Source organism: Microbacterium sp. SCN 71-21, assembly GCF_001725695.1.
GTDB lineage: Bacteria > Actinomycetota > Actinomycetes > Actinomycetales > Microbacteriaceae > Microbacterium > Microbacterium ginsengisoli.
Window position 1 is genome coordinate 1 of record NZ_MEGA01000069.1, and the last position, 11,612, is coordinate 11,612.

Here is an 11,612-nt window from a genome sequence, read left to right on the forward strand (position 1 = left end):
CAAGGCAGGCATGGTGAGGGTGCCCTTCGAAGAAGCACTCATCCCTTGCGGCCGAAGTTTTGCCGAAGGCATGTACACCCAGTATGGAAGCCCCAGCGTTGACGACGCCTACTACGCGTTTGCAGCCGAACTACGGGGAGGGCGCAGCCCGGAGGAAGAACAACTGATTGCCGACACCCAAGCCATCATTGATGCGCGGAACGCTCATGAGTGATGGCTTGGTATCGAAAGACTTGAGGGCACGCAACGCCGCCGACATCTCCGAAGCGAAGACGTTTGAGACGCACGGGGTATCCAGAAAGGCGGCAATGGAGTTTCTCCGCTCTCCGGAAGGCACCATATTCAGGCAAAGGCTGATCGAAGCGGACCCCGGTGCCACGGCCACCCGCTCGGCGACGAGGAACCGCTCCGCCCAGCTGGACACGTCGCCGCCCGACGCGTGGGACACATCGATCCAGAGGTAGAACGCGCCGTCGGAGCGCAGGTATGGGATGCCGCGGGCGTCGAGCAGCTCGCGGGCGGCGGCGAGGTTCGCGGCATAGGTCGCGCGGGCGGCCTCGACCGCGTCCTGCGGGCCTGTCACCGCCGCGAGCGCCGCGTACTGCGCGGGCGCGTTGACGCAGCTGACGATCGCCTCGTTCGCCGGACCGAACAGGGGCGTGAGCGGCGGCGGCGTCACGAGGTAGCCGATGCGCGCGCCGGTGAGCGCGTAGGTCTTGGAGAGCGAGAACACACCGACGGTGCGCTCAGGGGCGGCCGCGAGCACGCTCGTGAACGGCAGCCCGAACGTGAGGTACTCGTAGACCTCGTCGCTGATGATCCACAGGTCATGACGGCGGGCGAACGCGACCAGTGCGTCCACCACCTCCGGCGGGTACACGACGCCGAGCGGGTTCGACGGGCTGTTGACCAGCAGCACCCGCGTGCGCTCGGTGACGAGCGAGTCGAGCCGGTCGACGTCGGGCACGAACGCGTCGGCCACCGTCAGCGTGTACGGCACCGGCACGGCGCCGACGAGCCGCGGCGCCATCGCGAACGTCGAGTAGCCGGGGTCGGGAATGAGGATCTCGTCGCCCGGCGACAGGGTCAGCGTCATCGCGAGATGCAGCGCCTGCGATCCGCCTGCCGTGACGTGCACGTGATCCGCACCGCCGGTGTAGCCGTTGAACGACGCGAGCTTCGCGGCCAGTGCCGCGCGCAGCGGCGCGATGCCCGAGTTCGCGGTGTAGTTGGTGACATCCTGCTCCCACGCATCCGCCCCCGCGGCGAGCACGTGCGGGGCGACAGCGACCTCCGGCTCCCCGACCGACAGTGCGATCACGTCGTCGAGCGTCTGGGCGAGCTCGAAAATGCGACGGATGCCGCTGGGTGGCACCGACTGCGCGAGAGGGGAGGGGCGCGGCATCCGGAGCCTAGGCGCCGCGCAGCCGCTCGGCCAGGTAGCCGTGCAGGGCCTCGAGCGGCACCCGCTCCTGGCTCATCGTGTCGCGCTCGCGCACAGTGACCGCCCTGTCCTCGAGGGAGTCGAAGTCGACGGTGACGCAGAACGGCGTGCCGATCTCGTCCTGGCGGCGGTAGCGGCGACCGATCGCGCCGGCGTCGTCGAAGTCGACGTTCCACGCACCGCGCAGATCGTCGGCGACCTCACGCGCGAGCGGCGAGAGGTTCTCATTGCGCGACAGCGGCAGCACCGCGACCTTGACGGGGGCGAGGCGCGGGTCGAGCTTGAGCACCGTGCGCACGTCGGTGCCGCCCTTCGCGTTCGGCACCTCCTCCTCGACGTAGGCGTCGACGAGGAACGCCATCATCGACCGCGTGAGGCCGAAGGAGGGCTCGATGACGTAAGGCGTGTACTTCTCGCCCGACGCCTGGTCGAAGTACGTGAGCGACTGGCCCGACGCGGTCGAGTGGTTGCCGAGGTCGAAGTCGGTGCGGTTCGCGATGCCCATGAGCTCGCCCCACTCCTTGCCCGGGAAGCCGAAGCGGTACTCGACGTCGATCGTGCCGGCCGAGTAGTGCGCACGGTCCTCTTCGGGGACGTCGAAGCGGCGCATGTTGTCGGCATCGATGCCGAGGTCGATGAACCAGTTCCAGCAGGCTTCGACCCAGTGCTCGAACCACTCGTCGGCTTCGGCCTCCGGGGTGAAGTACTCGATCTCCATCTGTTCGAACTCGCGGGTGCGGAAGATGAAGTTGCCGGGGGTGATCTCGTTGCGGAACGCCTTGCCGATCTGGCCGACGCCGAACGGCGGCTTCTTGCGGCTCGCGGTGAGCACGTTCGCGAAGTTGACGAAGATGCCCTGCGCGGTCTCCGGGCGCAGGAACTGCAGGCCCGACTCGTCGTCGACGACGCCGACGTAGGTCTTCATCAGACCCGAGAACGCACGCGGCTCGGTGTACTGACCCTTGGTGCCGCAGTTCGGGCACGGCACATCGGCGAGGCCGTTCTCGGCCGGGCGGCCCTTGCGGGCCTCGAAGTCCTCGAGCAGATTGTCGGCTCGGAAGCGCTTATGGCAGCTCAGGCACTCCACCAGCGGGTCGGTGAACGTCGCGACGTGACCCGACGCCTCCCACACCTGCTTGGGCAGCACGATCGACGAGTCGAGGCCGACCATGTCGGCGCGACCGCGCACGAACGTCTGCCACCACTGCCGACGGATGTTCTCCTTCAGCTCGGTGCCGAGGGGTCCGTAGTCCCATGCGGACCGGGATCCGCCGTAGATCTCGCCCGCTTGGAACACGAACCCGCGGTGGCGGGCGAGGGCGATCACTTTGTCGAGGCGGGACTGCACGGCCACGGTGGCTCCAATGGTCGGAGGGGGAGAGTGCGAGAAATCGCGGATGCCGCGGGCCGGCGGCATCCCCCGAGTCTAATCGTCAGCGGGCGCCGCACTGGGCGGCGTAGGCGGAGTCGAGGACGCCGTTCGGGTCGTCGAGCGGCGTGTAGGCGACGCCGACGGCCGCCCCGAGGGCGAATCCGACCGACACGGTGGCGCTGGCGGCGCTGGTCGCCGCGGGCGTGGCGCGCGGGGAGGCGTCCGTCAGGGCCTCGGCGGCCGCCGTGGCAGCGCTGCCCGTCTCGTCGCAGATCATCTCCGGAAGCTGCACGGCGATGCGCGCCTCCTCACCGGCGGCGACCGAGCTGGAGACGGCGCCTACGCGGTAGCCGAGGCCGAGGAAGCGGGGGTCGTCGATGCGCACCCGGTTGATGACGATCGGCTGGGTGGTGTCGTTGCGCACCACGAGGTAGGCCTCTTGGCCGCTTGTCGAGGTGACGATGCTCGGCGCCGTCTCGGGCGACGTCGCGAGCCACGCGGTGATGCCCGTCGGCAGCGCGGTCGCCGACGGCGCCGGGTGCGCGACGGCGCGGCCGGCGCAGCCGGAGAGGAGGCCGATCGCGGCGACGGCGACGAGGGCCGTGGCGGCGAGGCGCGGCATCCGGATCATCGGCGCACCTCCTCGCGCAGGACGGTGAACTCGTCGAGGGCGACCGGATCGATCTCGATGCCGAGGCCGGGGCCGGTGGGAACGTCGACGTGCCCGTCGACGAGGGTGATGGGGTCGCGCACGATGTCCTGCGTGTAGAAGCGGTTCGAGGCCGACACGTCGCCGGGCAGGGTGAAGCCGGGGAGCGCGGCGAGGGCGGCGTTCGCGGCGCGGCCGATGCCCGTCTCGAGCATGCCGCCGCACCACACCGGCACGTCGGCGTTGCGGCACAGGTCGTGGATGCGCACCGCCTCGAGGTAGCCGCCCACGCGTCCGGCCTTGATGTTGATGACGGATGCCGCGCCCAGCGCGAGCGCGTCGCCGGCGGCCTTGAACGAGGTGATCGACTCGTCGAGGCAGACGGGCGTCGACAGGCGCTCGGCGAGGGTGGCGTGGTCGACCAGGTCGTCCTCCTGCAAGGGCTGCTCGATGAGCAGCAGGTCGAAGCGGTCGAGCTCGACGAGCGTGTCGATGTCGGCGAGCGTGTAGGCGGAGTTCGCGTCGACCTGCAGGGGGATGTCGCCGAACGCGTCGCGTACCGCTGCGGTGTCGGCGACGTCGCGGCCCGGCTTGATCTTGATCTTGATGCGGCGGTAACCCTCGGCGAGGTAGCCGGCGACGGTGTCGACGAGCGTCGACGCGTCGCGCTGGATGCCCACCGAGACGCCCGAGGGGATCCGCGGCACGACGGCGCCCAGGCGCTCACCGAGTGAGCGGCCCTCGCTGCGCAGCGACGCGTCGAGAACGGCGAGCTCGAGGCCGGCCTTGGCCATGCGGTGGCCGACGATGGGGGCGAGCGTGCCGGCGACCTCCTCGGGGGCGAGGCGGTGACGGTCGAGCAGCGCCGGGATCAGGAAGCGGCGCGCCACGTCCCATGCGCCCTGCGTGTACTCGCTCGAGTAGAGCGGCGCCTCCTGCGTGACGATCTCGCCCCAGCCTTCGCCGTCGGAGGTGAGCGCCCGCACGACGATGACCTCGCGCACCGACTCGGTGCCGAACGAGGTCGTGAAGGGACTCACGAGGGGGATGTGCAGCACCCGCAGCTCGATGCCGTCGAGCGTGACGGATCGGCAGGATTGTGGGGAAGGCACGCCTTTCAGGGTACCGAGGGGCATGCTGTGCCCCCGCTGAAGAACGCCCGCCGTCACCGGATCGTGATCGGGTGCGGAGCCGGGTCTCAGACGAGGGGGCGGATGCCGACGGGGAGCCCGTCGTCCGCGACCTCGTCGACGAGCCGGTCGAGCGCCGTGAGGGCGGCACGCTGCGGCCACGGACCGAACGAGACGCGGGCGACGCCGAGCGCGGCGAGCACGGGGAGCGGGAGCGACCCCGGAGCGGCGAGAACGCTGAGCCTTCCGGGCCCGAACGCGGCGACGAGCTCGCGCACCTCGGGCTCGTCCAGCACGCCGGGCACGAACACGCAGGTGGCGCCCTCCGCGAGGTAGGCGCGCCCACGGGTGATCGCGTCGGCCAGCGACTCCGCACGGCCACGGCCCTCGGCGCGCAGGAACGCATCCGTTCTGGCGTTGAGGGAGAACGGCACGCCCGCGGCATCCGCCGCCTCGACAGCCGCCGCGACCGCCGCGCTCGCCGCCGCGAGCGGTCGCAGTTCGTCCTCGAGGTTCGCGCCCACCACGCCCACGTCGATCGCGCGGCGCACGGTTGCCGCGGGGTCGCCGTAGCCCGCCTCGAGGTCGGCGGTCACCGGCAGCGTGGTCGACGCGACGATGCGCTCGACGGTGGCGAGGTGCAGCTCGAGCGGGATCCGCTCCCCGTCGTCGTAGCCGAAAGCTGCCGCGATCGCGTGACTGGCCGTCGCGATCGCGCGGGTGCGCGGGTGGGCGGCCACGACCCGGGCGGAGGCGACATCCCACACGTTCACCAGGGTCAGCAACGGCGGATCGGTGTGCAGCGCGCGCAGCGCGGCGCCCTTCTCGACGATCGACATGGCACGAGTCAACACCGGTGACGCCGGTACGCCCGGATGCCACGGGGTGTGCGGTCTACTGTGGTCAGCATGACCGACGCCGCATCCTCCGGAGCGTCCCCCGTCAACACCGGATCGTTCGAGATCCGCCGTGCGCGCACCGCCGATGTGCGCGCCATCCATCGCCTGCTCGAGCCGTACGTGCAGCGTCGCATCCTGCTCGGCAAAGACCTCGTCGTGCTCTACGAGGCCACGCAGCAGTTCGTCGTCGCCGTCGACGCTGAGGGCGAGGTCATCGCGTGCGGTGCTCTGCACGTCATGTGGGAGGACCTCGGCGAGGTGCGCACTCTCATCGTGGCCGACCCGTGGCTGCACACCGGCGTCGGCCGTGCGGTCGTCGAGACCCTGGAGGAGCACGCCCGCCGGCTCGGCCTCACGCGCCTGTTCTGCCTCACCTTCGAGGTCGACTTCTTCACCCGTCGCGGCTTCGCGCCCATCGGCGAGCACGTCGTCGACAACGACGTCTACTCGCAGCTCGTGCGCAGTCCCGACGAGGGTGTGGCCGAGTTCCTCGACCTCGCGCACGTGAAGCCGAACACCCTCGGCAACACGCGCATGCTCAAGAACCTCTGACCCGTCCCGGTCGCGACGCACGGATGCCGCGGCCCCCGGCGCGGGCGTCGCGTCGCCGTCGACCCGCCGCCTAGCCTGGAACGGTGACCACCCCGCCGCTCCGCCGTCGTCGGCACTCGCGCGCCGTCTATCGGCGCCGGCGCCTGGCCGTGCTGTTCGTGCTGGTGGTCGTCATCGCCGCGGTCGTCTTCGTCGTCATCGCCCAGCCGTGGCGCGGGGCGCCGCAGTCGTCCTCGTCTCTCTCCCCTGTCGATTCGCCCGCTGCGACCGGCGCGGCCAGCCCGTCTGCGCCTCCCGGTGCGGCGACACCGGGGGCCGCGGCATCCACTCCGACTCCCGGCGGGACGCCGGGCGCCTGCACGGCGAACGAGGTGACTGTCGACCCGGTCGTCGACCAGACCTCGTACGCGTCGGGGCAGAACCCGAAGCTGTCGATCAAGCTGACCAACACATCAGGCGTCGACTGCACCATCAACGTCGGCTCCGCGCAGCAGGTGTTCACGATCACGAGCGGTTCCGACACCTGGTGGCGCTCCACCGACTGCCAGACCGACCCGAGCGATCAGGTCGTGACCCTCACCGCCGGGCAGAGTGTGCAGAGTGCGAGCCCGCTCACCTGGGACCGCACCCGATCGTCCGTCGACACGTGCAACAGCACCTCGCGCCCCCGCGCGGGTGCGGGCGGGGCGACCTACCATCTGTCGGTGTCGATCGGCGGGATCCCCTCGACCCAGACCGCGTCGTTCCAGCTGAACTGACCGGTCCCGCCGCCGCGCGGCGACGGGTCGCAGGGGTGCCAGGATTCTCGGTATGACCGCCGCACCCGCAGGCCGCCCGCCCGTCATCGGGCTCACGACCTACCTCGAGCGCATCCAGCAGGACATCTGGGACCTTCGCGCGCCCTACCTTCCCGCCACGTACCTCGACGCTGTCACCACCCAGGGCGGTGTCGGTGTGCTGCTGCCGCCGCAGCCCGTGACGGATGCCGCGGTGGAGGCGACGCTCGACGGCATCGACGCGCTCGTGATCACCGGGGGCCTCGACGTCGACCCGGCGCGATACGGACAGGCACCGCATCCGACCACCGATCGGCCGCGCGAAGACCGGGACGCGTGGGAGCTGGCTCTGCTCGCGGGGGCGCGACGCCGCGGCATCCCGGTGTTCGGCATCTGCCGCGGACTGCAGCTGATCAACGTCGCCTTCGGCGGCACCCTGCATCAGCACCTGCCCGACGTGCTCGGCGATTCGCGGTACCAGATCGGCGGCGGAGTGTTCGCCCGCGGCGAGGCGACAGTCGAGCCCGGGACGCGGCTCGCCGATGCGCTCGGCGCCGGTGGCACGAGCATTCTCAGCTACCACCACCAGGGCATCGACCGGGTCGGTGATGGTCTCGTCGTCTCGGCTCGCAGCGCCGACGGTCTCGTGCAGGGCATCGAGACGGCGGGGGAGGACTACCTCGTCGCGGTGCAGTGGCACCCCGAGCAGGATCCGTCCGACCCTCGCCTGTTCGCCGCGGTCATCGACCAGGCCGCGGCCCGCGCGGCGCAGCTACGCTGATCGGATGCCGGGCAAGAAGAAGGCGTCGAGCGCGCAGGCCGAGTTCCGCAACACGCAGCTGAGCGACGCGTTGCAGACGCAGGATGTCGCGGCCGTCGCGTTCGCGCTGCGTCATGGCCCGACAGTGGTGCCGCTCATGCGACCCGGTGCGCGGGACAACCCCCTCGACGTCGGCGAGGTGTGGACCTACCGCGACCCGGCGAACGGCAATGTCGCGCTGCTGCTGTTCAGCGACGCGGCGCACAAGCCGGCCACGCTTCCGAAGGAGGTGGCGCTGCAGTCACCGGCCGCCCTGCTCCTCTTCCTCCGGGCGCACCGTGACGAGCTGACGACGGTGTTCTTCGACATCGCCGGGCCGCATCCCATGCAGGCGACACCCGACGATCTGATCGCGGCGCTCGAGGCCTGAGCGCGGCGCGACCGCGAGCCGCGATCGCTGCGAGAGCGCGGTACCGCCGCGCCCGAGCGCCCGCCCGCCGCGGCGCCGCTCAGAACCCTGGTTCGCCCTCGTCGCGCGTGCGGGCGGCGATGAGCGACGGATGCCGCAGGGCCTTCGCGATCGTGCCGACCGACGCGTCGAGCACGGTGCGGTAGCCGAGGCGCTCGGCCTCGCTGCGGCGTTGCGGCGCCTGGGTGACGTGACGGATCTCGCCTGCGAGGCTCAGCTCGCCGATCGCGGCGACCTGTCGGGGCACGGCGCTCTCGCGGACGGCCCCCGCGACGGCGATCGCGATCGCGAGGTCGGCCGCCGGCTCGGTGAGGCGCACCCCGCCGACCGTCGAGACGTAGACGTCGCAGTCCGAGAGCTTGACGCCCGCGCGCCGTTCGAGCACCGCGAGCACCATCGCCACGCGAGACGCATCGACCCCGCTGACCACCCTGCGGGGGTTGGGTGCGCCGGTGTGGATCGTGAGGGCCTGCACCTCGACGGGGAGTGCCCGGCGTCCCTCCATCGCGATGGCGACGCAGGTGCCGGCGACGGGGGCGCCGGTGCCGAGGAACAGGGCGCTGGGGTCGGCGACCTCGACGATGCCCGATCCGGTCATGTCGAAGCATCCGACCTCGTCGGTGGGGCCGAAGCGGTTCTTGAGCGCGCGCACGAACCGCAGCGAGGTCTGCCGGTCGCCCTCGAAGTGGCAGACGACGTCGACGAGGTGCTCGAGGATGCGCGGCCCGGCCACCTGGCCGTCTTTCGTGACATGGCCGACGATGATGATCGGCAGGTCGCGCTCCTTGGCGACCCGGATCAGGGATGCCGCCACCTCGCGCACCTGCGCGGGCTGGCCGGCGGCGCCGTCGGAGAGCGACGAGGTGACCGTCTGCACCGAGTCGACGATGACGAGGTCGGGTCGGGTCTCGTCGATGTGGCCGAGGATCGTGGCGAGGTCGGTCTCGCTGGCGAGGTAGAGCTCGTCGTGCAGCGCGCCGGTGCGCTCGGCCCGCAGTCGCACCTGAGCGGTCGACTCCTCGCCGCTCGCGTAGAGCACGCGTCGGCCTGCGCGGGCGCTCTGCGCGGCGACCTCGAGCAGCAGCGTCGACTTGCCGACGCCGGGCTCGCCGGAGAGGAGGATCGCCGCCCCGGGCACGAGTCCGCCGCCGAGCACACGGTCGAATTCGGCCACCCCGCTGGTGCGTCGCTGGGCGTCGCGGGTGTCGATCGTCGTGATCGGTCGCGCCGAGCGCGTCGGCGCGACCGCGCTGACCTGCCGCACGATGCCCGTCTCGGTGGCGGCCTCGACGACCGTGCCCCACTGCTGGCATTCGGCGCAGCGGCCGGCCCATTTCGCCGTCGTCCACCCGCACTCGGTGCAGCGGTAGGCGGGCGGAGCGGCCTTGCGGGTCGGCATGCGTCCAGGTTAGGTCGCGGGTGCGACATCGGCGCCCCGCGCGGTGACCGGCGCGGCGACTATCGCAGCGAGGCGGCGACGGCGCCGAGCGCGTCGGCCGAGCGGCGCAGCAGGCCCAGCTCGCTGGGCGAGAACGCGCTCTCGCGCACCGGCACCGCCCCACGGGAACTCACGATCGACGGCACCGAGAGCGCGACCCGATCGACGCCGTGGAAGTCGCTCAGCACGGTCGAGACGGGCATCACGGCGTGCTCGTCGCGCAGGATCGCCTCGATGATGCGGGCGCTCGACAGGCCGATCGCGTAGTTGGTCGCGCCCTTGCCCTGGATCACCTTGTAGGCCGCGTCGCGCACCTCCACGGCGATCTGGTCGAGCTCGTCGACGGTCATCGGCGGGTGGCCCGCGCTCTGCCAGTCGAGGATCGGCACGGTGCCGATCGTGGCCGACGACCACAGCGGGAACTCGGTGTCGCCGTGCTCGCCGACGATGTAGGCGTGCACGCTCGACGGCGACACCCCGGCGCGCTGCGCGAGCCGCACCCGCAGCCGGGACGTGTCGAGCACGGTGCCGGAGGCGAAGATCCGCTCGGGCGGCAGGGCGGTGGCCTCCTGCGCGAGCACTGTCAGCACGTCGCACGGGTTCGTGACGATGACGTAGATGGCGTCGGGGGCGACCTCGAGCAGCTGCGGCATCATCGTGCGCAGGATGCCGGCGTTCACGCCGGCCAGTTCGATGCGCGTCTGCCCCGGCTTCTGCTTCGCGCCGGCCGTGATCACCACGACGTGCGAGCCTTCGGCGACGCTCACGTCACCGCCGCCGATGATGTCGCTCGACCCGGTGAACTGGGTGCCGTGCTGTAGGTCGAGCACTTCGGCCTCGACCTTCTCGGTCGCGACGTCGTACAGGGCGACGTGCCGCGCCGACCCGCGGATGAGGGCGGCGTAGGCGGCGCTCGACCCGACCGCTCCCGCGCCGACGATGGTGACCTTCGAGTTCTCGATCGCGCTCACGGGGTCAGTCTGGCAGTGACGGATGCCCCGTGCCCCCGGTTCGCACCGTGTTAATCGACCAGACGGCCCGGCGTCGCGCGAGCGGTCGTAGCCTGTGCGAGGAGACGGGTGCGGCATCCGTCGGATCGGAGCGCGTCATGGAGTTCGGACTGCACATCGCTGATTTCACCTGGAAGACCGGACCCGCCCAGCTCGGCCCTGCGCTCGCGGCGCACGTGCGCAATGCGGAGGCCGCCGGCATCCAGCGACTGACCGTCATGGACCACTTCTGGCAACTGCACGGTATCGGCCCGGAGGATCACGAGATGCTCGAGGCGTACGCGACGCTCGGCTTCATCGCGGCCCACACGGAGAAGGTGCTGCTCCACACTCTCGTCACGGGCGTGATCTACCGGCATCCGTCGCTGCTGGCGAAGCAGATCTCCACGCTCAACGTGCTCTCAGGCGGTCGCGTCGGGCTCGGCATCGGCGCCGCCTGGAACGAGCAGGAGTGCGTCGGGCTGGGGTTCCCGTTCCCGCCGGTCGCGCAGCGCTTCCGCGAGCTCGAGGAGACCCTGCAGATCTGCGCGCAGATGTGGTCGGACGACGACGGGCCGTTCGAGGGCAGGATCTGGCAGCTCGAGCGCACCATCAACTCGCCGCAGAACATCACCAAGCCCTACCTCATGATCGGCGGCGGCGGGGAGAAGAAGACGCTGCGCCTCGTCGCCGAGCATGCCGACGCCTGCAACCTGTCGGCGATGGCAGACCTCGAGGTGCCCGCGCACAAGCTCGACGTGCTGCGCGGCCACTGCGACGCCGTCGGCCGCGACTACGACACGATCGAGAAGACCGCCATGATCGCGGTCTCCCCGGCCTCGACCGTCGACGACGTCGCCGAGCGGGTGGAGGCGCTCGCCGGCCTCGGCTTCACAGCGACCTACGTGTTCTCCGTCGGCATCGACGAGCCCGCGCGGGTGGTCGACATCGTCTCGGATGTCGCAGCCCGCGTCGCCTGAGACGGCAGCGTCAGACGGGCGCCGATTGGCGGCATCCGTCGCCCTCACGTACACTCGTCGGCGGTGACGTGTCCGAGCGGCCGAAGGTGCAACTCTCGAAAAGTTGTGTAGGGTAACCCCCTACCGTGGGTTCAAATCCCACCGTCACCGCCAT

Annotated in this window: 12 protein-coding genes and 1 tRNA gene; 6 read left to right on the forward strand and 7 right to left on the reverse strand. The window is 71.0% G+C overall.

Going from position 1 to position 11,612, the window contains the following annotated elements; all coding sequences use genetic code 11:
• Positions 1-130 precede the first annotated feature (130 nt).
• The 5 genes from ABT08_RS10235 to ABT08_RS10255 all read right to left on the reverse strand — a co-directional run bounded on the left by ABT08_RS10235 (position 131) and on the right by ABT08_RS10255 (position 5,434).
• Entirely contained in the window at positions 131-1,405 is a 1,275-nt protein-coding gene (locus ABT08_RS10235) for a pyridoxal phosphate-dependent aminotransferase (protein WP_288114874.1), read from the reverse strand.
• 7 nt (positions 1,406-1,412) lie between these two features.
• Entirely contained in the window at positions 1,413-2,798 is a 1,386-nt protein-coding gene (locus tag ABT08_RS10240; RefSeq protein ID WP_056518856.1) for a glycine--tRNA ligase, read from the reverse strand.
• Positions 2,799-2,877: 79 nt separating this feature from the next.
• Positions 2,878-3,447, reverse strand: coding sequence for a hypothetical protein (locus ABT08_RS10245; protein WP_056206422.1), 570 nt, complete (start codon positions 3,445-3,447; stop codon positions 2,878-2,880).
• Positions 3,444-4,577 (reverse strand): o-succinylbenzoate synthase, encoded by a 1,134-nt coding sequence (menC, locus tag ABT08_RS10250; RefSeq protein WP_288114876.1) that lies wholly within the window; start codon positions 4,575-4,577, stop codon positions 3,444-3,446. The genes ABT08_RS10245 and menC overlap by 4 nt, the downstream gene beginning before the upstream one ends.
• An 86-nt stretch (positions 4,578-4,663) precedes the next feature.
• On the reverse strand, positions 4,664-5,434 hold the full coding sequence (locus ABT08_RS10255) for an isocitrate lyase/PEP mutase family protein (RefSeq protein ID WP_056518854.1): 771 nt from the start codon (positions 5,432-5,434) through the stop codon (positions 4,664-4,666).
• Positions 5,435-5,503: 69 nt separating this feature from the next.
• On the opposite strand from ABT08_RS10255, the gene ABT08_RS10260 reads away from it, so the two are divergent.
• From ABT08_RS10260 to ABT08_RS10275, 4 genes are all read left to right on the forward strand, one after another.
• Positions 5,504-6,046, forward strand: a complete 543-nt coding sequence (locus ABT08_RS10260) for an amino-acid N-acetyltransferase (RefSeq protein WP_056206440.1) — start codon at positions 5,504-5,506, stop codon at positions 6,044-6,046.
• An 83-nt stretch (positions 6,047-6,129) separates the two neighbouring features.
• Positions 6,130-6,804, forward strand: coding sequence for a hypothetical protein (locus tag ABT08_RS10265; protein ID WP_288114877.1), 675 nt, complete (start codon positions 6,130-6,132; stop codon positions 6,802-6,804).
• Positions 6,805-6,856: 52 nt separating this feature from the next.
• Complete coding sequence (locus ABT08_RS10270; RefSeq protein ID WP_056518852.1) at positions 6,857-7,603, forward strand: gamma-glutamyl-gamma-aminobutyrate hydrolase family protein; 747 nt, start codon at positions 6,857-6,859, stop codon at positions 7,601-7,603.
• A gap of 4 nt (positions 7,604-7,607) precedes the next feature.
• Complete coding sequence (locus tag ABT08_RS10275; RefSeq protein ID WP_045247370.1) at positions 7,608-8,012, forward strand: hypothetical protein; 405 nt, start codon at positions 7,608-7,610, stop codon at positions 8,010-8,012.
• A 79-nt stretch (positions 8,013-8,091) separates the two neighbouring features.
• Here ABT08_RS10275 and radA read toward each other — a convergent pair whose 3' ends face one another.
• Positions 8,092-9,450, reverse strand: a complete 1,359-nt coding sequence (gene radA, locus ABT08_RS10280) for a DNA repair protein RadA (protein WP_288114879.1) — start codon at positions 9,448-9,450, stop codon at positions 8,092-8,094.
• 59 nt (positions 9,451-9,509) lie between these two features.
• Positions 9,510-10,460 (reverse strand): L-lactate dehydrogenase, encoded by a 951-nt coding sequence (locus tag ABT08_RS10285; RefSeq protein ID WP_045247372.1) that lies wholly within the window; start codon positions 10,458-10,460, stop codon positions 9,510-9,512.
• A 47-nt stretch (positions 10,461-10,507) separates the two neighbouring features.
• Here ABT08_RS10285 and ABT08_RS10290 point away from each other — a divergent pair, with 47 nt between their 5' ends.
• Positions 10,508-11,458, forward strand: coding sequence for an LLM class F420-dependent oxidoreductase (locus tag ABT08_RS10290; RefSeq protein ID WP_235557384.1), 951 nt, complete (start codon positions 10,508-10,510; stop codon positions 11,456-11,458).
• 62 nt (positions 11,459-11,520) lie between these two features.
• Positions 11,521-11,611: transfer RNA gene (locus ABT08_RS10295), tRNA-Ser, on the forward strand.
• Position 11,612 lies beyond the last annotated feature (1 nt).